This window comes from Modestobacter sp. I12A-02662 (genome assembly GCF_041028325.1).
Lineage (GTDB): Bacteria > Actinomycetota > Actinomycetes > Mycobacteriales > Geodermatophilaceae > Modestobacter.
The window spans coordinates 342,579-364,450 of record NZ_JABGDE010000005.1 but is presented as its reverse complement, the minus strand read 5'-3'; the positions used below and the strand labels follow the sequence as shown (position 1 = coordinate 364,450).

At 75.6% G+C, this 21,872-nt stretch carries 22 protein-coding genes; 12 read left to right on the top strand and 10 right to left on the bottom strand.

The features are described 5' to 3' along the window. Nucleotides 1–34 precede the first annotated feature (34 nt). The 4 genes from HL189_RS09295 (at nt 35) to HL189_RS09280 (ending at nt 2,211) form a co-directional block, all read left to right on the top strand. Nucleotides 35–775 (top strand): hypothetical protein, encoded by a 741-nt coding sequence (locus tag HL189_RS09295; protein WP_369133404.1) that lies wholly within the window; start codon nt 35–37, stop codon nt 773–775. Nucleotides 776–853: 78 nt separating this feature from the next. After that, nucleotides 854–1,315, top strand: coding sequence for a DUF1579 family protein (locus HL189_RS09290; protein WP_369133403.1), 462 nt, complete (start codon nt 854–856; stop codon nt 1,313–1,315). A 57-nt stretch (nt 1,316–1,372) separates the two neighbouring features. Beyond that, nucleotides 1,373–1,735, top strand: a complete 363-nt coding sequence (locus HL189_RS09285; protein WP_369133402.1) for a metalloregulator ArsR/SmtB family transcription factor — start codon at nt 1,373–1,375, stop codon at nt 1,733–1,735. Next, the gene (locus HL189_RS09280) at nt 1,732–2,211 is read left to right on the top strand and encodes an SRPBCC family protein (RefSeq protein WP_369133401.1); all 480 of its coding nucleotides are present in this window, start codon (nt 1,732–1,734) and stop codon (nt 2,209–2,211) included. The genes HL189_RS09285 and HL189_RS09280 overlap by 4 nt, the downstream gene beginning before the upstream one ends. A 39-nt stretch (nt 2,212–2,250) precedes the next feature. Here HL189_RS09280 and HL189_RS09275 read toward each other — a convergent pair whose 3' ends face one another. The 7 genes from HL189_RS09275 to HL189_RS09245 all read right to left on the bottom strand — a co-directional run bounded on the left by HL189_RS09275 (nt 2,251) and on the right by HL189_RS09245 (nt 9,215). Then, nucleotides 2,251–2,925: a hypothetical protein gene (locus HL189_RS09275; protein WP_369133400.1), complete on the bottom strand. Its 675-nt coding sequence runs from the start codon at nt 2,923–2,925 to the stop codon at nt 2,251–2,253. A 138-nt stretch (nt 2,926–3,063) separates the two neighbouring features. Then, nucleotides 3,064–4,743, bottom strand: a complete 1,680-nt coding sequence (locus HL189_RS09270) for an alpha-amylase family protein (protein ID WP_369133399.1) — start codon at nt 4,741–4,743, stop codon at nt 3,064–3,066. Nucleotides 4,744–4,752: 9 nt separating this feature from the next. Further along, on the bottom strand, nt 4,753–5,802 hold the full coding sequence (locus HL189_RS09265; RefSeq protein ID WP_369133398.1) for a TIGR03885 family FMN-dependent LLM class oxidoreductase: 1,050 nt from the start codon (nt 5,800–5,802) through the stop codon (nt 4,753–4,755). A gap of 82 nt (nt 5,803–5,884) precedes the next feature. Continuing rightward, nucleotides 5,885–7,132, bottom strand: coding sequence for a formamidase (fmdA, locus tag HL189_RS09260; protein WP_369133397.1), 1,248 nt, complete (start codon nt 7,130–7,132; stop codon nt 5,885–5,887). Nucleotides 7,133–7,144: 12 nt separating this feature from the next. Then, nucleotides 7,145–7,786: an AmiS/UreI family transporter gene (locus HL189_RS09255; RefSeq protein ID WP_369133396.1), complete on the bottom strand. Its 642-nt coding sequence runs from the start codon at nt 7,784–7,786 to the stop codon at nt 7,145–7,147. A gap of 3 nt (nt 7,787–7,789) precedes the next feature. Continuing rightward, nucleotides 7,790–8,119 carry an FmdB family zinc ribbon protein gene (locus HL189_RS09250; protein ID WP_369133395.1) on the bottom strand — a complete coding sequence of 110 codons (330 nt, stop codon included), beginning with the start codon at nt 8,117–8,119 and terminating at the stop codon, nt 7,790–7,792. Between the two features lie 67 nt (nt 8,120–8,186). Continuing rightward, on the bottom strand, nt 8,187–9,215 hold the full coding sequence (locus HL189_RS09245) for a substrate-binding domain-containing protein (protein WP_369133394.1): 1,029 nt from the start codon (nt 9,213–9,215) through the stop codon (nt 8,187–8,189). Between the two features lie 169 nt (nt 9,216–9,384). On the opposite strand from HL189_RS09245, the gene HL189_RS09240 reads away from it, so the two are divergent. Together HL189_RS09240 and HL189_RS09235 are read left to right on the top strand one after the other, a co-directional pair. Next, nucleotides 9,385–9,834, top strand: a complete 450-nt coding sequence (locus tag HL189_RS09240) for a MarR family winged helix-turn-helix transcriptional regulator (protein ID WP_369133393.1) — start codon at nt 9,385–9,387, stop codon at nt 9,832–9,834. A 75-nt stretch (nt 9,835–9,909) separates the two neighbouring features. Continuing rightward, entirely contained in the window at nt 9,910–10,944 is a 1,035-nt protein-coding gene (locus HL189_RS09235) for an alpha/beta fold hydrolase (protein ID WP_369133392.1), read from the top strand. Between the two features lie 27 nt (nt 10,945–10,971). Here HL189_RS09235 and HL189_RS09230 read toward each other — a convergent pair whose 3' ends face one another. After that, the gene (locus tag HL189_RS09230; protein WP_369133391.1) at nt 10,972–13,068 is read right to left on the bottom strand and encodes an elongation factor G-like protein EF-G2; all 2,097 of its coding nucleotides are present in this window, start codon (nt 13,066–13,068) and stop codon (nt 10,972–10,974) included. A gap of 107 nt (nt 13,069–13,175) precedes the next feature. Between HL189_RS09230 and hrpB the strand changes: the two genes are divergently transcribed. From hrpB to HL189_RS09210, 4 genes are all read left to right on the top strand, one after another. Then, the gene (gene hrpB / locus HL189_RS09225; RefSeq protein WP_369133390.1) at nt 13,176–15,671 is read left to right on the top strand and encodes an ATP-dependent helicase HrpB; all 2,496 of its coding nucleotides are present in this window, start codon (nt 13,176–13,178) and stop codon (nt 15,669–15,671) included. 578 nt (nt 15,672–16,249) lie between these two features. Continuing rightward, nucleotides 16,250–18,259, top strand: a complete 2,010-nt coding sequence (malQ, locus tag HL189_RS09220; RefSeq protein WP_369133389.1) for a 4-alpha-glucanotransferase — start codon at nt 16,250–16,252, stop codon at nt 18,257–18,259. A 51-nt stretch (nt 18,260–18,310) separates the two neighbouring features. Continuing rightward, nucleotides 18,311–18,625: a hypothetical protein gene (locus HL189_RS09215; RefSeq protein WP_369133388.1), complete on the top strand. Its 315-nt coding sequence runs from the start codon at nt 18,311–18,313 to the stop codon at nt 18,623–18,625. Nucleotides 18,626–18,705: 80 nt separating this feature from the next. Further along, complete coding sequence (locus tag HL189_RS09210; RefSeq protein ID WP_369133387.1) at nt 18,706–18,906, top strand: hypothetical protein; 201 nt, start codon at nt 18,706–18,708, stop codon at nt 18,904–18,906. 50 nt (nt 18,907–18,956) lie between these two features. Here the strand turns inward: HL189_RS09210 and HL189_RS09205 are convergent, their stop codons facing one another. After that, on the bottom strand, nt 18,957–20,180 hold the full coding sequence (locus HL189_RS09205; RefSeq protein WP_369133386.1) for an MFS transporter: 1,224 nt from the start codon (nt 20,178–20,180) through the stop codon (nt 18,957–18,959). A gap of 59 nt (nt 20,181–20,239) precedes the next feature. Here HL189_RS09205 and HL189_RS09200 point away from each other — a divergent pair, with 59 nt between their 5' ends. Continuing rightward, the gene (locus HL189_RS09200; protein ID WP_369133385.1) at nt 20,240–20,686 is read left to right on the top strand and encodes a hypothetical protein; all 447 of its coding nucleotides are present in this window, start codon (nt 20,240–20,242) and stop codon (nt 20,684–20,686) included. On the opposite strand, the gene HL189_RS09195 is transcribed toward HL189_RS09200, so the two are convergent. Then, entirely contained in the window at nt 20,661–20,993 is a 333-nt protein-coding gene (locus HL189_RS09195; protein ID WP_369133384.1) for a YnfA family protein, read from the bottom strand. The two genes, HL189_RS09200 and HL189_RS09195, sit on opposite strands and share 26 nt — an antisense overlap. Before the next feature lie 63 nt (nt 20,994–21,056). On the opposite strand from HL189_RS09195, the gene HL189_RS09190 reads away from it, so the two are divergent. Continuing rightward, entirely contained in the window at nt 21,057–21,860 is an 804-nt protein-coding gene (locus tag HL189_RS09190; RefSeq protein WP_369133383.1) for a DUF998 domain-containing protein, read from the top strand. Nucleotides 21,861–21,872 lie beyond the last annotated feature (12 nt).

Sequence of the window (21,872 nt, the reverse complement as noted above, 5' to 3'; positions counted from 1 at the left end):
GTCGCAGGACCGCCAGCCGCGGAGGAGGAGATCGATGAGCGGACCAGCCTGTGAGCGGTTCGATCGCGCGCTGCACTCGCTGCCCCCACCCGAGCTGCGCGGGCCGGAGATGCTCCCGACCCGGCTGGCCCGCGCCGTCGTGGCGGCCCTGCCCGTGGACGGCGCCGGGCTGAGCATCCACGCGATGGACGGGATGCGCACGCCCATCGGCGCGAGCGATCCGCGCGCCGCCGAAGCCGAGCGGCTGCAGTTCACCCACGGCGCCGGGCCGTGCATCCGGGCCCACGACGACGGCGAGATGATCCTCTTCGACGAGGGGGACATCGCCCGCAACTGGCCGGCGCTGCACGGCTCCCTGGTCGAGGCGACCGAGTTCCGGGCGGTGCTGTCGGTCCCGCTGCTCCCGCCGCTGGGACCGCTGGTGGTGCTCGACCTCTACGTCCGCGAGCCGGGGCGACTGGCCACGGCCGACCGCCGCGAGGTCGAGGACGTCACCGTCGGGGTGACCCGGGCGATGGTGAGCGCGACCATCGGCGGACCGGACGGCGCCCGCCGCTGGTGGGAGGGCCCCGACGCGATGCGCCGGGCCCGGGTGTGGCAGGCCGTCGGGCTGGTCAACGTGGCCCTGCGCTTGGACACCGCCGCCGCCCTGGCGATGCTCAAGGCGCACGCCTTCGCCACCGGCCGGGTGGCGGACGACGTCGCCGACGACCTGGTCGAGGGCCGGCTCTCCCTCGAGGCGCTGCGCGACGCCGGGGAGGGCCGGCGTGCCTGAGCCCGGCCGGTCGGCGATGAGCCCGGCGGGCGGCGGCGGTCCCAGGAGACGACCGGCCGCCGTCCCCGAGGAGCACCCGTGCCCGCACCCGACCCGCGTCACCCGTTCGCCGCCCTGCTCGGGCGCTGGCACACCACCGGCACGGTGCTCGACGACGCCGGGGCACCCGCCGTCGCGGTGGAGGGCACCGACGAGTACGAGCTCATGGTCGGCGACCGCTGGGTGGTCCACCGCGTCGACGTCCGGCTCGGCGCGGACCGCGCCCGGGCGCTGGAGCTGATCGGCGACCACGACCCGCAGACCGGCACCTGGGCCGTGCACGCGTTCGACGCCGATGGCTCGTACTCCCGGATGCGGGCGAGCCGGCGACCCGACGGCTCGTGGCTGTTCGCCGCCGACGAGGTCCAGGCCGTGCTGCGGGTGCACGCGGACGGCCGCTCGATGGGCGCCACCTGGGAACGGCGGGTGCCGCCGGACCGCTGGCTGCGGTGGATGGACCTCCGCTTCACACGCCAGGACCTTTCTCAACCCAGGGGTTGACTCAGGGATCGGCACACGCCTACCTTGTTATCAACCGAGCGGTTGAGTAAGGAGGCGATGGTGGCGGCAGATGCGCTCTCCCGGGTGTTCTCGGCACTGGCCGACCCCACCCGGCGGGACATGGTGGCGCGGCTCGCCGTCGGCGACGCGACCGTCAACGAGCTCGCCGCGCCCTACGACGTGAGCCTGCAGGCGGTGTCCAAGCACCTCAAGGTGCTCGAGGACGCCGGCCTGGTGAGCCGCAGCCGGGACGCCCAGCGGCGCCCGGTGCACCTGGAAGCGCAGGTCTTCGACCTGATGACGAAGTGGATCGAGCGCTACCGGCAGCAGGCCGAGGAGCGCTACCGACGCCTGGACGACGTCCTCGCCGCGATGCCGGACGTCGCCCCCACCCCACCACCGGAGGGCAGCCCGTCATGACCACCAGCACGCACGAGACCCAGATCGTCGCCGACCCCGACGTCCCCCTGGTCCGGATCATCCGCGAGTTCGACGCCCCGCCGGAGAAGGTCTTCCGCGCGCACACCGACCCCGAGCTGGTCGTCCAGTGGCAGGGGCCGAACGGGATGGAGGCCCGGATCGACCACTTCGACTGCCGCACCGGCGGTTCCTACCGCTACGTGCACATCCAGGACGGCGAGGAGTACGGCTTCCACGGCTGCTTCCACGAGGTCCGCCCGGACGAGCTGATCGTGCAGACCTTCACCTTCGAGGGCGTGCCGGACGGCGTCGCCCTGGAGAAGCTGGTCCTCGAGGACCTCGGGAACGGCCGCACCCGGCTCACCGCCACCTCCCTGGTCGACTCCTTCGCCGACCGGGACGCCTTCCTCGCCAGCGGCATGGAGGTCGGCGTCCGGGAGGGCTACGAACGGCTCGACGCCCTCCTGTCCCGGTGACGCCCGGCGCCGGCCGGAGCCCACTGCTCCCGCCGGCCGTCAGCTCCCGGTCGTGACGTAGGCCGACAGCAGGAGCACGAAGGAGCTGGCGAGGATCAGCAGCCGGGCGGGCGTGAGCCCGTTCAGCAGCCCGGCGATCACGCCCGCCCCCGAGGAGCGGGCCTCCGCGGCCCAGGCGCCCCGGCGCATCAGCCGCACCTCGTCGGCCAGGAGCGTGCCGCCGGCGCCGAGCATCGACAGGCCGAGCACCACGAAGACCAGCGCGAGCCGCTGGTCGAAACCGGTCGCCGCCGGCGCCAGCAGCAGCACCACGACCACCCCGAGCACCAGTCCCACGCCGGCTCCGGCGACCGGTGCCCACGGGCCCATCCGGACCAGCGGCACCGGTCGCCGCAACCGCGGCCGGGGTCGACCGTTGACCGGTGCGGTGGCGTGCGGCGTGCTCGGTGCCGCCGACGACCCCGCCGGGTCGGTACCGGCCGGGTCCTCCCCCGGCCCCGCGGCCGGACCGCCCGTCGCCGGGGGCGGCGCGGGCGCTGGGCCCGCCGGGGCCGCCGGGGCCGCCGGGGCCGCCCGCACTGAGGCCGGAGCCGCCGTCGGCTCCGGCGACTGCTCCTCCGCGGTGCGCTGCCCGGGCACCACCACCGGCGCACCGGTCTCGGCGCGCCCCCGGTCGACCCAGCCGTTGGCGGGCACCTGCTTCTCGTCGCTCATGTCCTCGATCACCTCGGGCGGCGACCCTAGAGGCCGCCATCGACGAGCCCGGGGAGGTCGGCGGTGTGGCGCACGGGTCGGCTGTGACTCCGGCGGTGCTGTCACTGTGCGTCCCCACGCGCGCCCGTTCCGTGAGGTTCAGAGCAGGCGGCGGCTGCCCTCGGCGACCACCCGCAGCCAGCGGTGGCCGTAGCCCTCCAGGGCCAGCTCGACGGCGCCGTCCTCCCCGACGGTCGTCGTCCCCACCTGGAGCAGGTCCTCCAGCCGGTGCGACGCGTCGCACCCGGGCAGGGTCACCGGCACCGTGCGGGGCTCGGCGCCCAGGTTGTGCACGGCGACCAGGGCGCCGTCGTCCCAGCTGCTCAGGTGGGCCAGCACCTCGGGGTACGGCTGGTCGAGCACCTCGAAGGTGCCCCAGCCGAGCTCGGGGGACTCGCGGTAGCGGCGGACGAGCAGCTTCATGAACGACAGGAGCGAGTCCGGGTCGCGGCGCTGGTCGGCGACGTTGACGAACTCGGGGGCGAACCCGCCGTCGACGACCGGGCCGGGCAGGTGGTCGGGGTCGGCGGTGGAGAAGCCGCCGTTGCGCCCGGCGGTCCACTGCATCGGCGTGCGCACCGCCAGCCGGCCCTCGGCCGCCAGGCTCTCCCCCATGCCGATCTCCTCCCCGTAGAACAGCACCGGGGTGCCGGGCAGGGAGAACATCAGGCTGTAGACCATCCGGATGCGCCGCGGGTCGCCGGCCAGCATCGGCGGCAGCCGGCGGACCAGCCCCCGGCCGTAGACCTGCATCCGCTCCTCCGGCCCGAAGGCGGCGAAGACCTCCTGCCGCTCGTCGTCGGTGAGCTTGTCCAGGGTCAGCTCGTCGTGGTTGCGGACGAACATGCCCCACTGGTTGTCCGGTGAGACCTGCGGCCGGCTGGTCAGCGCCTCGACCAGCGGCCCGGCGTCGCAGCGGGCCAGCGACAGGTACATCGCCTGCATCGCGATGAAGTCGAACTGCATGGTCAGCTCGTCGCCGTCCGGCCCGCCGAAGAACTGCTGCTGCTCCTCGTGCGGCAGGTTGACCTCCCCGAGCAGCACGGCCGCGCCGGCCCGGCGGTTGACCAGGGCGCGCAGCGCCCGCAGGTACTCGTGCGGGTCCAGGAACCGTTCCGCGTCCTCCTCGGGGATGCCGGCGGTCTCCAGCAGGAACGGGACGGCGTCCACCCGGAAGCCGTCCAGGCCCACCTGCAGCCAGAAGCCCATCACCTTGGCGATCTCGTCGCGCACCCGGGGATCGGCGACGTTCAGGTCGGGCTGCTGCTTGTAGAACTTGTGCAGGTACCACTCCCCCGTCTCCTCCGACAGCGTCCAGATGCTGTCCTCCTGGTCGGGGAAGACGACCTCCTTGCTGGTGTCCGGCGGCGGGTCGGAGCGCCACACGTAGAAGTCCCGGTACGGGGAGTCCTTCGACGCCCGGGCGGACTGGAACCACGGGTGGTGTTCGGAGGTGTGGTTGACCACCAGGTCGGCGATCACCCGCATGCCCCGGTCCTTGGCGGTGCGGATGACCTCCACCAGGTCGCCGTGGGTGCCCAGCCGGGGGTCGACGCCGTAGAAGTCGGTGATGTCGTAGCCGTCGTCCCGCTCGGCGGTCGGGTAGAAGGGCATCAGCCACACGCAGGTGACGCCCAGGTCGGCGAGGTGGTCCAGGCGCTGCGCCAGGCCGGCGAAGTCCCCGCAGCCGTCGCCGTCCCAGTCCATGAACGTCTCGACGTCCAGGCAGTAGACGACGGCGTTCTTCCACCAGAGGTCCGACGTGTCGGTGATCCGCATCGGGGCTCCTCAGGGCAGGACGGCGGGCTGCGGCTGCTGCCGCGGGCGCAGCGGACCGTCCGGACCGGGCGGGTCGACCGCGACCGCGGGCGCCGGGGCGGTGACGTCGAGCCGGGGCAGCACGTGCTCGCCGAACGCGTCGAGGAACGGCCGCTGCTCCTGCCCCACGTGGTGGAGGTACACCTGGTCGAACCCGAGCTCCACGTACTCGGCGATCCACGCCGCGTGCTGACCGAGGTCGCTGGAGATGCGCACCACCTCCCCCACCGCCTCCGGGGTCACGTGCGCGCTGGCCTGGTCGAAGGCGTGGGTGGTGTCGAGGTCCCAGCACAGCGGGGGCGGGAACACGTTGCTGCGCCACTGGTCGTGCGCGATCGCGACCGCCCGGTCCTGGTCGGGGTCCCAGGAGACGTGCACCTGGATGGTGAGCGTCCCCTGCCCACCGGCATCGCGGTAGGCCGAGACGACCTCGCGGAGCGTCTCGTGCGGCTGGTTGATGGTCACCAGCCCGTCCGCCCACTCCGCGTGCCGGGCCGCGGTGGCCGCGGTGACCGCCGGGGCGATGAGCGCGGGCTGCTGCTCCGGGAGCGTCCAGATCCGGGCCCGGTCCACGGTCACCAGGCCCTCGTGGCTGACCTCCTCGCCGGCCAGCAGCGCCCGGATGACGTCGACGCACTCGCGCAGCCGGGCGTCGCGCAGCTCCTTGCGCGGCCACACGTGCCCGGTGACGTGCTCGTTCATCGCCTCACCGGAGCCCAGCGCCACCCAGAACCGGCCGGGGAACATCGCGCCCAGCGTCGCGATCGCCTGGGCGACGATCACCGGGTGGTAGCGCTGGCCGGGGGCGTTCACCGCGCCGAAGGGCAGGCCGGTGGTGGCCAGCGCCGCGCCGAGCCAGGACCAGGCGAAGCCGGAGTGCCCCTGCCGCTCGTTCCACGGCTCCAGGTGGTCGGAGCACATGGCGGCGGTGAAGCCCACCTGCTCGGCGTGCTGCACCGCCCGCAGCAGCTCCGTCGGGTGCACCTGCTCGTGCGAGTTGTGGAAGCCGATCACCGTCATCCGGCATGCCTACCGAGAACGCCGGCCGGCCGCAGCGTGGGTGCAGGGCGCAACGGCCGGCCGGTGCCCGGAGCCGGAGCGGTCAGGAGGTGACGCAGACCTGGCCGCGGTCCTGCCGCTGCGGCCCGTTCCCGCCGGGGCGGACGTCCACGTCGAAGATCTCGGTGGGCAGGAAGACCGAGCAGCAGGCGTTGGGGATGTCCACGACGCCGCCGATCCGACCCTCGATGGGGGACGTGCCGAGGATCAGGTAGGCCTGCTCCCCGGTGTAGCCCCACTTCTCCAGGTACTGGATGGCGTTGAGGCAGGCGTTCCGGTAGGCCAGCGTGGCGTCCATGTAGTAGTTGGTGTCGTCGCGGTGGTCGACCGAGACGCCGATGAAGGTCAGGAACTCCGAGTACCGCGGCTCGACCCGCCCGGGCATGAAGATCGGGTTGGTGGTGACCCCGTAGGTCTCCATGCCGCCCTTGATCAGGTCGACGTGGAAGTCGATGTAGCCGCCCATCTCGATGGCCCCGCAGAAGTTGATCTCGCCGTCGCCCTGGCTGAAGTGCAGGTCGCCGCCGGACAGCAGGCCCCCGTCGACGTAGACGGGGTAGAAGACCCGGCTGCCCCGGGTGAAGTTCTTGATGTCGTGGTTGCCACCGTTCTCCCGGGCCGGCACGGTGCGAGCACCGTCCCGGCCGATGGCGTCGAGCAGGTCCCCGGTGGCCGTGCCGCCCAGCACGTTGTCCGGCAGCGGCGGCAGCCCCAGCGGCGGGACGCGGTCGGGGTCGGTGGCGATCAGGGCGCGCTCGCGGGCGTTCCAGCGGGCCAGCAGGTCCGGCGACGGCGCCGTGCCGAACAACCCGGGGTGCGTGATGCCGGTGTACTTGACCCCGGGGACGTGCCGCGAGCTGCACTGCTGCCCCTGGAAGTCCCAGATGGCCTTGTAGGCGTCGGGGAAGTAGTCGGTCAGGAACCCGCCGCCGTTGACCTTGGCGAAGATGCCCGAGTAGCCCCAGCCCTCGCCGCAGTTCGGCCCCTGGGTCTGCGGCACCGGGCCGAGGTCGAGGATGTCGACCACCAGCAGGTCACCGGGCTCCGCCCCCTCGACGGCGATCGGGCCGGACAGCATGTGGGCGTGGGACAGGTCGACGTCCCGGACGTCGTTGGCGGAGTCGTTGTTGCCGATCTGTCCGTCCGTCCACTCCCGGCACTCGACCCGGATGTCCTGGCCGGGCCGGACCGTCACCGCCGGCGGGATGTCGGGATGCCAGCGGTTGTGGCCGGGGACGGCCTGGTCCCGCATGGACTTGCTCTGGTCGACGCTGAACACGACCTCGGGCACGGCGACTTCCTCTCACTGGACGCCCGACGCGGTGCCGGGCTGGGTGGTGGTGCGGGGAGCGGACGCGGACAGGGCACGCCCGAGGGGGGCGCTGGCGGCGAGGAGCACGACGCCGAGCACGGCGACGACCACGGCCGTGGTGACCGAGTCGGACCACCAGCCGGCGATGATCAGGAAGGCCGGGACCGCGGCGGTGAGCAGACCCTCCCCGGCGGCGAGGACGCCGATCGCCGGGCCCAGGCTGTCCCGGTGCAGGGCCATGAGCAGGAAGAAGGCGGACCACAGGACGGACCACAGCAACCAGATGACGCCGAAGGCCCGGTCCCCGACCACCACCCACGAGTGGACGGCGAACCCGATGGCCGCCAGCGCGACGACCAGCGAGAACCAGCCGAGCCCCTCCAGCGGCCAGTCGGTGATCCCGTTGATCCCCACCCACAGGTAGGTGAAGCCGAAGAAGTAGAGCCCGGCGGCGAGCGCGATCCGCGCCGGGTCACCGTCCGCGGAGATGATCAGGTACGTCGGGGTGAGGACCTGCAGGCCGCCGACGAACAGGTTCAGCGGCGCCGCGCCCCGGGCGTCGACGTGGCCCAGCAGCATGACCCCGTTGACGATGAGGACGGCGCCGACGTAGAGCAGACCCACCGCGCCCATGGGTCACCAGCGGGGCAGGGACGGGTGCGGACCGGCCGGCCGGGCGGCCGCGCTGACCGGCGCGGCGCCGGTCATCGGGCTCCACCGGCGGCTGCGCGGTCGCGGGGCCCCGTCCGGGATCGACCGGACGACCTGCGGCACCTCGGCGCTGGCCTCCGCCCTCGTCACCGCACGGGAGAGCGCGGCGGGTGTCGTCCGGAGCGCGGGGGCGGAGTACACCCGGGCGGACTCGGCTCCGCACCCGGGGCAGCGGTGGGTGGGGCGCACCGCGGCCATCGGCACGGCCACCTGGAAGACGGAACAGTCGGGACAACGGAACTCGTACGTCGCCATGGACCCTCACTTCCTCTCACCTGAAACTTATTCAGATGAAAGGAACTGTCAAGTCCCCCGCGCGGACCTACAACGTCGCGAGGACGTCGAAGTCGTAGCCGTCGGCGACGGCCAGGTGGACGCGCTGCTGCAGGTGGTTGCCCGCGAAGGACACCGGGCCGCGGGGGCCGTCGTAGCCCAGGCCGTCGGCGAGCGCGGTCATCCGGGCGACGTCCAGGCTGCCCGCCCGCCGGGCCAGGGCGGCGATGGTCATCAGCCCCTCGTAGCAGGACTCGGCCGCGTTGTTCAGCGGTGGCGCGTCCGGCCCGTGCTGGTCGACGTAGGCACCGCTGAGCTCCAGCGCGGAGGAGGTCGCCAGCGACCGGAAGTAGGAGGCGCAGACGAACAGGTCCCGCGTGGCCTCCCGCCCGCTGGCCAGGAGCATGTTCTCCTCCATCAGCGGCGTGAACCGCACCAGCCGCTCCTGCAGGCCCGCCTCGGCGAACACCCGGTTGAACCGGACCGCGTCCTGCCCCACCAGGTACAGCAGCACCCCGTGCGCGTCGCTGCGCCGGATCCGGTGCAGCACGCCGGTGTAGTCCGCGTTGCCCAGCGGCACGTACGCCGTACCGACCAGCTCGAGGTCCAGCTGCCGGGCGAACTCCCGGGTGACCTCGACCGAGGCGCGCGGCCAGACGTAGTCGTCGCCGACGATGAACCACCGCCGCAACCCGCACACGTCGCGCAGCCAGCGCAGCGCGGGGGCGATCTGCCGCGCCGGGGTCTCGCCGGAGCAGAAGACCCCGGGGCGTCCCTCACCACCCTCGTACAGCGAGGTGTAGACGTACGGGATCCGGCCTGCCGTCACCGGGGCCACGGCGTGCCGGACCGCGGAGATGTGCCAGCCGGTCACCGCGTCTATGCGCCCGGCGTCGACCAGCCGGGCCACCTCCGCGGCGACCTGCCCGGGCGCCGCCCCGCCGTCGATCACCTCGACGGCCAGCTCCCGGCCCAGGAGGCCGTCCCGGTTGATCTCGCGCACCGCCGTGGCCGCGACCGCCTCGCACGACGGACCGAAGATCCCCGCGGGCCCCTGCAGCGGGACGACCAGGCCCACGCGCGCCGCCTCGGCTGTTGAAGGCAATCGGTCCCCCTGGGCGTGGGTCCGCGGCGGGAAGAGCGGGACGTCGCAGCCCTCTGTCACACTCGGGGACAGCGAACAGCGGACACTATGCCCACCCGCCGCGGTCATGGGAAGGGCGCACGGGGGCCTCAGGGAGAAGCGCATGCAGCAGGCAGGTCCCGGGGGGCCGTCGTCCCACGTCGACCTCTTCCACGCGGCCAGCGTCGGCCTGGCCGCGCGGGTCGAGGGCGTCCTCGCCGGGGCCGAGCTGACGCTGGACCAGTGGCGGGTGCTCCGGACGCTGGTCGAGCGCGGTCCCCTGTCGATGACCGAGCTGGCCGGCCTCACCCGGGTCACCGGGCCGACCCTGACCCGGATCGTCGACCGGCTCGTCGAGCGCTCCCTGCTGTACCGCAACGTCGACGCGGCCGACCGCCGCCGGGTCGTGGTGCACGCCGGTGACCGCGGCCGGGCGCTGGAGGGGAGCCTCGCCCCGCGGATCGCCGAGGCCGAGCGCACCGGGCTGGCCGCGTTGTCGGAGACCGAGACGCGGACCCTGCGCCGGCTCCTCGAACGCCTCGCGACCGACCCGGAGCCGCACCCGGCCGGCTGAGCGCCGTCCCCGACCGCCTTGCGGTCGTCCACGGGCTCGGGCACGCTAACGGTACTTTCACGTGAAAGGAACGCCGTGCCCGCACCGACGGACCACGAGGTCTTCGACCTCGGCGACCTCCCCCTGCAGAGCGGCGCCACGCTGCACGGCGCCCAGCTGGCCTACAAGACCTACGGGGAGATCGCCGCGGACCGGTCCAACGTCATCGTCCACCCCACCTGGTTCAGCGCCTGGCACGACGCCAACGAGTGGTCGATCGGCCCCGGGCTGGCCTGCGATCCGGAGCGGTACTTCATCGTCGTGCCCAACCAGCTCAACAACGGGCTGTCGTCGTCCCCCAGCAACACCCCGCCGCCCTTCGACGGACCGCACTTCCCGGCGATCACGTTCCACGACCAGGTCCAGGCGCAGCACCGCCTGCTCACCGAGCAGTGGGGCATCGAGTCCGTCGAGCTCGTCGTGGGCTCCTCGATGGGCGCCGGCCAGACCTACCAGTGGGCGGTCAGCCACCCGGAGATGGTCCGGCGAGCGGCGCCGATCGTCGGGTCGAGCCGCACCAGCGAGCACAACCAGGTCTTCCTGAAGAGCCTGCGGGCGGCGCTCACGCTCGACCCGGCCTTCCGGGGCGGCGCCTACCCGCCGGAGGACCTGCCGGTCGCCGGGTTGCGGGCCTTCGCCCGCATCTACGCCGGATGGGGCCTCTCCCAGGCGTTCTACTGGGAACGCGAGTACCGGGACATGGGGTGGTCCTCGCTCGAGGACTTCCTGGTCGGCTTCTGGGAGGGGTTCTGGCTCGACGGCCGCGACCCCAACAACCTGCTGGCCATGCTGTGGACCTGGGAGCACGGCGACGTCGGCCGCACGCCGGGGTTCGACGGCGACACCGAGGCGGCGCTGCGCTCCATCCGCTGCCCGCTGGTCGCCATGCCCGCCCGGACCGATCTCTACTTCCCGCCCGAGGACGAGCAGTGGGCCTCCCGGTTCATCCCGCAGGGCGAGGTGCGGGTCATCGACACGACCTGGGGGCACTTCGGCGGCCTGGGCCTGCACGCCCCGGACAACGAGTTCATCGACGGCGTGCTCCGGGAGCTGCTGGACCGCCCGGCCTGATCCGCCACGGGGCGGCGGCCCCCGCGGTCAGGCCGGCTGCAGGTCGGCCACCACCGAGGCCGGCGCCGGCTCGTGCCGCAGCGGGCGGCGGCTGAACCTGCCCGAGCCGTGCGACACCGACCGCAGGACCCGGGCGTAGTCCAGGAGCTCCCACTCGGGGACCTCGGCGAACACGGTGGCCTCGTCCCGGTCGGGCGCGGCCTCGCTGCCGGTGACCCGGGCGCGGCGGCCGGCCAGGTCGCTGAGCACCGGCCCGACCAGGTCGGTGGGGACGGTCACCTCGACCGCGCACCACGGCTCGAGCACCTGGGTGCCCGCCGTGGCCGCGGCCTCCCGGACGGCGAGCGCACCCGCCGTCTGGAACGCGGCGTCGGAGGAGTCGACCGAGTGGGCCTTGCCGTCGACCAGGGTGAAGTGGACGTCGACCAGCGGCCGGTCGTTCTCCAGGCCCCGCGCGGCCTGCGCCCGGATGCCCTTCTCCACGCTGCCGTGGAACTGGCTGGGCACCGCGCCGCCGACCACCCGCTGGTCGAAGGTGATCCCGGAGCCGGGCGGCATGGGGCGTGCCTCCACGACCGCGACGGCGTACTGGCCGTGGCCGCCGGACTGCTTGACGTGCCTGGCGGTGACCGTGGCCGGCCCGGCGAGGGTCTCGACCAGCGGCACCCGCACCCGCGGCGTCTCCACCGCCACGCCGTACCGGGTGCGCAGGCGGTCCAGCAGCACCTCGGCGTGCGCGTCGCCGACGCACCAGAGCAGGAGCTGGCCGGTGTCGGCCCGGCGTTCCACCCGCACCGCCGGGTCCTCGGCCACCAGCCGCGCGATCGCGCCGGCGAGGCGGTCCTCGTCGCTGCGGGAGGCGGCCTCCACGGCGACCGGCAGCTGCGGGTCCGGGAGCTCCCAGGGCGGCACGACCAGCGGCTGGTCCGGGCTGGACAGCGTGTCACCGGTCTCGGCGGTGGTCAGCCGGGCGACCGTGCACACGTCACCGGCCGGGCACTCCGGGATCGGCCGCAGCGTGCTGCCCAGCGGGCTCGACAGCGCGCCGACCCGCTCGTCCGCGTCGTGGTCGGGGTGCCCCCGCTCGGCCAGCCCGTGACCGGAGACGTGCACCGGGATGTCCGGGCGCAGCGTGCCGGAGAAGACCCGGACCAGCGAGACCCGGCCCAGGTACGGATCGGTCGTCGTCTTCACGACCTCGGCCACCAGCGGCCCGGCGGGATCGCAGCCCACGACGCCGGCCGGCTTCCCGTCCGGACGCACGACCGGCGGGCACGGTCGCTCGAGCGGGGAGGGGAAGCCGCTGACCACGAGATCCAGCAGCTCCCGCACCCCCAGGCCGCTGAGCGGGGCGAGGCACAGCACCGGGTGGAAGCTGCCGCGGGCCACCGCCGTCTCCAGGTCGGCGACCAGGTCGGGCACCGGGATCGGCTCGCCGGCCAGGTACCGGTCCATGAGCGACTCGTCCTCGCTCTCGGCGATCACCGCCTCGATCAGCTCGGCCCGCAGCTCGTCGCCCTGCGGGTGGGGCGGCTGGGGCTCCAGCAGGGAGACCAGCCGGCCGGGTGTCCCGTCCTCGCCCGGGGCGAGCAGCTGCAGGGGGTGCACCCCGGCGCCCAGCAGCTCCTGGCAGCTGCGCACGACGGCGGGCACGTCCGCGCGCGGCCGGTCGACCTGGGTGACCACCACCGCCCGCGGCTTGCCCACCGCGGCGCACTCGTCCCACAGGTGGACCGTGCCGGCGTCGACGCCGGCGACCGCGGAGACGACGAACAGGGCGGCGTCGGCGGCCCGCAGCGCGGCACGCAGCTCCCCCACGAAGTCCGGTGCCCCCGGGGTGTCCAGGAGGGTGATCCGGTGCCCGGCGTGCTCGACCGTCGCGGCGTGCAGCGACACGGAGTGCTGCTGCCGGACCTCCACCTCCTCGGTGTCCAGGCACGTCGTGCCGTCCTCGACCCGGCCGGCCCGGGTCAGCGCGCCCGTGGCCACCACGAGCGCCTCGGCCAGGGTCGTCTTCCCCGCTCCCGCGCGGCCGACCAGCGCGACGTTGCGCACCCGGTCCGCAGCGCGGGGCGCGGGCGCCCCGGTGCTCTCCTTGTTCGAGTCCTTGCCGTGAGCCGCCACTCCGGACCTCCGCTGAGCCTCGTCGCTCCCTTCGGCTCAGCGTGGTACAGGTCACAGGACGGGACAAGGGGCGGAGCCCTGCCCGTCCGCCGGGGAGACTGGCCACCGTGCTGCCCCCTCCCGGCTCGCCCGGCACCGACCTGCCGGTCCGGGGCGTGCTGCCGGCGCTGACCGGTGCGCTGTCCGGGGCCGGCGCCGCCGTGCTGGTGGCCCCGCCCGGCACGGGGAAGACGACGCTGGTGCCGCTGGCCCTGGCCGACCGGCTGCCGGCCCGGGTGCTGGTGGCCGAACCACGTCGGGTCGCCGTCCGCGCGGCCGCCCGGCGGATGGCCGCGCTGCTGGGCGAGCCCGTCGGGCGGTCGGTGGGCTACAGCGTGCGCGGCGAGCGCCGGTGCAGCGACGCCACCCGCGTGGAGGTGGTGACCACCGGGCTGCTGGTCCGCCGGCTGCAGTCCGACCCCGAGCTCGCCGGGACGTCCGCCGTGGTGCTGGACGAGTGCCACGAGCGGCAGCTGGACACCCACCTCGCGCTCGCCTTCGCCCTCGACGTGCGCGCCGCCCTGCGGCCGGACCTGGCGGTGCTGGCGATGTCGGCCACCGCGCAGGCCGGCCCGCTGGCCGCGCTGCTCGGCGGGGACACCGGTCCGGCGCCGGTGGTCGAGGCCACCGGCACGCTGCACCCGGTGCGGCCGGTCTGGTGCCCGCCCGCGCCGCCGGTCGCCCCGCCGCTGGGCAACCGGGTCGACCCGCGGCTGCTGGACGCGGTCGCCGGCACCGTGGCACGGGCGCTGGCCGAGAGCGAGGGTGACGTGCTGGTCTTCCTCCCCGGCGCGGCGGAGATCGCCGGGGTCGCGGGGCGGCTGTCCGGGGTGGCCGCGGACCTGCGGCCGCTGCACGGGCGGCTGCCCGCCGCCGAGCAGGACGCCGCGCTCACCGCCGGCCCGCGGCGCCGGGTGGTGCTCGCGACCGACGTCGCCGAGACCAGCCTGACCGTGCCCGGTGTGCGGGTCGTGGTGGATGCCGGGCTGGCGCGCGTCCCCCGGGTGGACGTCGCCCGCGGCCTGGGGACCCTGGTCACCGTGCGGGCCTCCCGGGCCGCGGCCACGCAGCGGGCGGGCCGTGCCGGGCGCGAGGGTCCGGGGTGGGTGTACCGGCTGTGGTCGGCCGCCGAGCACGACCGGCTGCCCGCCGCCCCGGAGCCGGAGATCGCCGTCGCCGACCTCACCGGCTTCGCGCTGGAGCTGGCCTGCTGGGGAGCGCCGGACGGCCGGGACCTGGCCCTGCCCGATCCGCCACCGGAGGCGGCGTTCACCGCGGCCCGCGACACGCTGCGGCAGCTCGAGGCGGTGGACGACGACGGACGGGTCACCTCCCGGGGGCGCGCGCTCGCTGCGGCCGGGACCCACCCCCGTCTCGCCCGGGCGCTGGTCGACGGCGCTCCCCTGGTGGGCCGCCGGCGGGCCGCGGAGGTGCTGGCGCTGTTGTCGGCCGACGTCCCGGCCCCGTCCGACGACCTGGGTGCCGCCTGGCGGGCCGTCCGCAGCGGCTCCGGTGGCGCCACGGCGCGGTGGCGGGAGGAGACCGGCCGGCTGGCCCGGTCGGTGCCGGACGCGCCGCGCACCGACCTGACCGACGACGCCGCCGCCGGGCTCGTCGTCGGGCTGGCCCATCCGGAGTGGCTGGCCCGGCGCCGGCGGGGGACCGAGCGCACCTACCTGCTGGCCGGCGGCACGGGCGCCGAGCTGGCCCCGGGCAGCGCGCTGACCGGCGCGGAGTGGCTGGCGGTGGCCGCCGCGGACCGCGCCCCCGGACGGCGGGACGCCCGGGTGCGCGCGGCGGTCGCGATCGACCAGGCCACGGCGCTGGAGGCCGGCGGGGGCGCGCACGCCGACGGTCCCGAGGTGGCCTGGCGCGACGGCGACGTGCGGGCCGCCCGGGTGGAGCGGCTCGGCGCCGTCGTGCTCGCCGAGCGCCCGCTGGCCGACCCGGACCCGGCGACCGTGGCGGCCGCCGTCGCCGAGGGGCTGCGGCGCGAGGGCCTCGCGCTGCTCCGCTGGACCCCGGCCGCCACCGCGCTCAGGGCCCGGCTCGCCGCCGCGCGGGCGGGCCTGGGAGACCCGTGGCCGGCGGTCGACGACGCGTCCCTGCGGGTGGCCCTGGCCGGCCTGCCCGCGGTGTCCGCGGCCCGCTGCCGGGCGGACCTGGCGGCGGTCGACGTGGCCGCGGCACTGTCCGCGCTGGTCCCGTGGCAGGTGGCCGGCCGGCTCGACGAGCTGGTGCCGGAGCGGATCGAGGTGCCCACCAGCTCGCGGATCCGGGTGGACTACGCCGATCCCGAGGTGCCCACCCTGCCGGTACGGGTGCAGGAGGTCTTCGGCTGGGCGGACGCGCCGGTGGTCGCCGGCCGGCCGCTGCGGCTGCAGCTGCTCTCCCCCGCCGCCCGGGTCGTGGCCACGACGGCGGACCTGGCCGGCTTCTGGGTCAGCGGGTACCCCGCCGTCCGCCGGGAGCTGCGCGGCCGGTACCCGCGGCACCCGTGGCCGGAGGACCCGGCGTCGGCCGCCCCCACCCGCCGCGCCAAGCCGCGCGGCGGGCCGGGCTGAACCGCCGGACCGCTACCGTCGGCCCGTGGCCGGCGACCAGGTGCAGCGCTGGGAGCTGGTCGCCCGCGGGCAGCACCACCGGGTCGAGGTCACCGGCTCGTTCACCCGGACGGTCACCTGGCACGTCGACGGCCGGCTCGTCGCCGCGAAGCGGTCCTCGGACGACACCGTGCGGTTGGCGCCCGGTGACCGGCTGCCGACGAGCGACCCGCCGACGGGGCCCGACGCGGAGCCGGACGTCGGGGCGCTCGCGGTCACCTTCAGCTCCCTGAGCCGGCCCCAGCGGGCCACCTGGTACCGGGCCGACGGCGACGTCTCCGCGACCGCCCGGGCGCTGCTGGGGACCGGCGGGATCGACCTGGAGCCCGAGCCCGGCTCACCGGCCGCGCGGCGCGAGGAGCGGATCCGGCGCCATCCGCGACGGCACACCGCACTGGCCGTCGCCGGCGGTGCGGCCGCCGCCCCACGGACGGCGACCGCGCCCCCCCGCCGGCGGACGGGACACCCGACCGGCCGGTGTGACCACCGCCGCGTCCCCTCACCCGGCGGCCACCGGGCGCACCCACGAGGATCAAGGGGTGACGAGCACCCCCACGCAGCCCACGACCGACGCCTGGGGCATCGACGCCACCTGGCTGGACGCCCTGGACGAGGAGCACACCGTCTCCCCGGAGACGATCGAGAACCTGCGCCAGGTGATCGGCCACCCACCCACGGACCTGCTCGACCACGCGCCGATCGTGGCCCGACCCGGCGACGCCCTCGAGGTGGAGGGCGGTGAGGTCGACTGCGAGGACGGCTCGACCCGGCAGGTGGACGGCCACCTGCCCGACGACTTCCCGCTCGGCTACCACCGGCTGCGCACCCCCGACGGCCGCGACCGCCGGCTGATCGTGTCCCCCGGCCGCTGCTGGCTGCCCGAGGGGTGGCGCGGCTGGGGGTGGGCGGTGCAGCTGTACGCCACCCGCGGGCGCGAAAGCTGGGGCATCGGGGACCTCGGCGACCTGCGGGTCGTCCGGGAGCTGGCTGAGCGGCAGGGGGCGGGGTTCCTGCTGGTCAACCCGCTGCACGGGGTGGCGCCGACCCCCGGCCAGGAGGCCAGCCCGTACCTGCCGGCCACCCGCCGGTTCCGGAACCCGGTCTACCTGCGGCTGTCCGACGTGCCCGGCGGGGAGGACGTCGACCGCGAGGAGGAGGCCGGCCGGGCGCTGAACGACGGCGAGCTCATCGACCGGGACGCGGTGTGGGCGCGCAAGCGCACCGTGCTGCAGCGGATCTTCGACAGCGGGGTGGACGAGCGCGAGTTCCGCGAGTGGTGGTGGTTCCAGGGGCAGCCGCTGCAGGACTGGGCCACCTGGTGCGCGCTGGCCGACGAGCACGGCCCCGACTGGCACACCTGGCCCGAGCCGCTGCGCGAGCCGCAGGGCGAGGCCGTCCGCGCCTGGGCGGCCGGGCACGAGTCGCAGGTGGCCTTCCACGCCTGGCTGCAGTGGCTGCTGGACCGGCAGCTGCGGGCGGCGACCGGGGGCCTGACGGTCATCCAGGACCTGCCCATCGGCGTCGCCGGCGGGGGCGCCGACGCGTGGGCGTGGCAGGACGTGCTCGCCCAGGCGGTCAGCGTCGGCGCGCCGCCGGACGCCTTCAACAGCCAGGGCCAGGACTGGGGGTCGCCGCCGTTCGTGCCGTGGCGGCTGCAGCGGGCCGACTACGAGCCGTTCGTCCAGTCGATCCGGGCCACCATGGCCGGCGCCGGCGGGCTGCGGGTCGACCACGTCATGGGGCTGTTCCGGCTGTGGTGGGTGCCGGCCGAGGGCGGCGCCACCGAGGGCGCCTACGTCCGCTACCCGTACGAGGACCTGCTGGACATCGTCGCGCTGGAGAGCCACCGGGCGCAGGCGATCGTCGTCGGCGAGGACCTGGGCACCGTGGAGGCGGGCGTCCGGGAGGCGCTGGCCGAGCACGGCATCCTGTCCTACCGGCTGCTGTGGTTCGAGGACGACGAGCCGGCCGGGTGGCCGGTCGAGGCGATGGCCGCGGTGACCACGCACGACCTGCCCACGGTCGCCGGGCTGTGGACCGGGGCCGACCTCGCCGAGCAGCGGGAGCACGGGCTGGGCACCGACGAGGAGCTCGAGCGCGGCCGCACCTCGCTGCTGGAGCACCTGGGCGACGTCCCTGAGGGCGCCAACCCCGCGGAGGCGGTCCGGGCGGCCCACCGGCGACTGGCGACGGCACCGTCGACGCTGCTGTCGGCCACCCTGGACGACGCGCTGGCCGTCGAGCGCCGGCCGAACATGCCCGGCGCCGACGACCGCCCCAACTGGTGCCTGCCGCTGCCGGTGCCCACCGAGGAGCTGGCCGGTCACCCGGGGGTCCAGGCGGTGGCCGACGTCCTGGCCGGGGGGCTGAGCGCGCAGCCGGCCGAGCGGCCGGCCGAGGCACCCGCCGAGATGGCGCCGGCCACGAAGGCGCCGGCGAAGAAGGCTGGTGCGAAGAAGGCGCCGGCCACGAAGGCACCGGTGAAGAAGGCCGGTGCGAAGAAGGCGGGCGGGAAGAAGGCCGCCGAGCCGCCGTCGCCGGAGGGGTGACCGGAGCGCGCCGAGTCGAACGCCTGTTCGACTCCGTGCGATCATCCTCCGGTGGCTGGGGGCATGCACCGGGGCGGGCACGGGGCCTCGCTCGCCGACCGGGCGGCGCGGTCCGGCGTGCCGGGGCCGCCGGCCGCGGAACCCCCGCCCTCCGCCGGGCGGCGCCGGGCCGCCGGGGACGGGCACGGCCGGCACTGCTGGGTCCTCGATCCGCCGGACGCCCCGGGCACCTGGCCCGGGCTGCTCGTGGAGTGGCGGCAGCGGGAGGGCGGCTGGCAGGGCCGGGTCGCGTACACCGTCGTCGGGGACCACGGTCCGGTGCTGGTCGAGGCCTGGCTGCCGGCCGACCGGCTCAAGCAGGGATGAGCGGTTTGCGGCGGCACCCCGGTGGGGCAGGGGCAGATCAGCTGCCCGGAGCCACCGGGCCTGGAAAGCGGAGGACGAGGATGACCAGCCCGAACGACGAGCCGAACCTCGACGACGTGATGGAGACGACCGAGCCGGCGCCGCGGGACCGCAGCGAGCACGCGAAGGACCCGCACCTCTCCGACGAGGTGCTGGAGCACCGCACGGAGCTGGAGCGGCAGGCCGTCGGGTCCGACGACGCCAACCCGGCCGGCGCCTACGAGCACGACGCCACCGAGTGAGCTGACCCTCCCCGGGAGGGCGGTGCGGCACCGCACCGCCCTCCCGCCGGTCAGCGGCGGTCCAGCGGCCGGGTGCGCCCCAGCACGAGCGTCAGCAGCAGCGCCGCGAGGACGCAGCCGCCGGCCAGCAGGGTCACGCCACCCCAGCCGGCGTCCTGCCAGGCCCGGCCGGCCAGGGTGCCGCCGACCGAGGACCCGACGTAGTACCAGAACGAGTAGAGCGACGCCGCCTGGCCGACCGGCCGCCCGCCCAGCTGCGCCCGCGCCGCCACCCATCCGTTGGCCACGCCGTGCGCGGCGAAGAAGCCGGCCGTCATCACGCACAGCCCCAGCACGACCAGCCACAGCGGCCGGTACAGCGTGAGCGCGATGCCGCCGCCCATCACCAGCACGGACAGCGGCACGACCAGCCGCCGGCCGAACCGGTCGGCCAGCCAGCCCGCCGTCGGGGAGCTGGCCGAGCCGAGCAGGTAGGCGAGGAACACCAGGCCGGCCAGCGCCGGGGACAGCGAGTACGGCGCCGCCTCGAGCCGGAACGTGCCGGCGTTGTAGACCGCGACGAAACCGCCCATGAGCAGCGCGGCCACCCCGTAGAGGGCCAGCAGGGCCGGATCGGTGAAGGCGGCGGTCAGCTGCCGCAGCAGCCGGCCCTCGCGCGGCACGCGGACGAACCGGCGCGAGGCCGGCAGCAGCAGCCGGACGGCGACCGCGCAGGCGACCGCGACCGCCGCCGCGCCGCCGAGGGCGGCCCGCCAGCCACCGAGCTCGGTCAGGAAGCCGCTGAGCAGCCGGCCGCTCAGCCCGCCGATCGCCGTGCCGCTGACATACAGGCCGACCGCCCGGGAGCTGACCGCCGGGTGCAGCTCCTCGCGCAGGTACGCGACGGCGACCGCGGGCAGCCCGGCCAGCGCGAAGCCCTGCAGGCCCCGCAGCACCAGCAGCACCCACCAGGCCGGGGCCAGCGCGATGAGCACCGCCAGCACCGCCGCCGCGGCCAGGCTCGCGTGCAGGATGCCGGTGCGGCCGCGGCGGTCGGAGATCGGGCCGAGCACCAGCAGGCCGACCGCGAGCGCGCCGGTGGAGATCGAGATGGCCAGGGTGGAGGAGGTCGGGGAGACGCCGAAGGAGCGGGTGAGCTCCGGCAGCAGCGCCTGCGGCGCGTAGAGGGTCGAGAAGACGGCGATCCCGGCGAGGAACACCCCGGCCGCGGCCCGGCGGAACCCGGGCTCGCCCACCTGGTGCCCCGGCCAGCCCGCGTCGCCGTCCCCCGCCACGGGTCAGAGGGTGCACCTGTGTGCCGCGCCACGATCGCCGGGGCTGGTTGGCTGGGCGGATGGCCCGCCTGACCGCTGCTGACGTCGCCTGCTGGGTGCTCAAGAGCAGCCGCCCGCCGGACCTGGTCGCCCCCGGCTGGGCAGCGGGCACGGCGCGGGACCTCGACCGCTGCGTGCGGCCCTCCTACCGGCTGGGACTCGTCCACCCGGGGCATCCGGTGCTGCTGTGGGTCAGCGGCCGGGACCGGCCCGGCGTGCACGCAGTCGGCGCGGTCACCGGCGGACCCGCCGACGGCGAGGGCGGGCCGACGGTCGCCGTCCGGCTGGTCCGGCTGACCGAACCGGTCGACCGCACCGAGCTGCTCGCCGACCCGGCCGTCCGGGACGCCGAGGTCCTGCGGATGCCCGCGGGCAGCAACCCCTCCTGGCTCTCGCCCGGCCAGTACGCCGCGCTGCGGGCGCACCTGGCCCCCGCGGACGTCAGGAGCTGCGCGGCGCGTACATGATCACCGCCACGCCGACCAGGCAGACCAGCGCGCCGGCGACGTCCCAGCGGTCCGGGCGGAACCCGTCGGCGACCACGCCCCACAGCAACGACCCGGCGATGAACACCCCGCCGTAGGCGGCGAGCACACGGCCGAACGCCGCGTCCTGCTGGAGCGTCGCCACGACCCCGTACAGCCCCAGCGCGACCACACCGGCGCCCACCCAGGCCCAGCCGCGGTGCTCCCGCAGGCCCTGCCAGACCAGCCAGGCGCCGCCGATCTCCAGCAGCGCGGCGAGCACGAACAGCAGCACGGATCGCAGGGTCACGTCGGGGACTGTGCCCGCCCCGCCCGGTCCCGCGCACAGGCGGGGCTGGGACCATGGCTCCCCGTGACGGACAGCAGGTACCGGTGGGGTGGGGTCGCGTGGCTGCTGACCCTGCAGTTCTTCGTCGTCGAGGCGGTCGCGGCGCTGCGCTACGACGGCTACTCGTACTCGGCCGACGTGATCAGCGACCTGGGGACGGCGGACTCACCCGCCCGGCTGATGATGAACGCCTCCTTCGTGCTCCAGGGCGTCCTGATCATCGCCGGCGCGCTGCTGCTGGCCCCGGGGCTGTCGGGCACCGGCGGGAAGCTGGCCCGGCTGCTGCTCGTCCTGGCCGGGCTCGGGGTCCTGCTGGTCGGCGTCTTCCCGCTCGACAGCCCGGGGGCGGCGCACGAGGTGGCCGCAGCGGCCTACCTGCTCGGCGGCGCGATCGGCGTCATCGCCCTGGCCTACGGGGTGCGGCCCCGGTCGGAGGCGCTGGGCACCACGCTGGCGCTGCTCGGGCTGCTCGGCGTCGTGGGCACGATATTCTTCGCCGCCGCCGTCTTCCTGTTCCTCGGCGAGGGCGGCGTCGAGCGGGTCGCCGCCTACGTCGTCCCGGTGGCGCTGCCCGTCGCCGGCGTGGCGCTGTGGCGGCAGAAGGACGACTGGCTGCGGCTGACCAACCCCGACGGGACGCCGTCCCGCCGGCAGCTGCGCGAGGACGCCCGGCTCGAGCGTGCCCAGCGGGCCGCCGAGCGGGACGCCGCGCTGGAGGCTGCGGCGCGGCGGTCCGACCAGCGGCCGGCGACCCCGTCCGGGACTGCGGCGGACGACGAGCCGGACGACTTCAACCCCGACGACCCCTGGGCGCCGCGCCGCCCGTGACCGGCCGGCCGC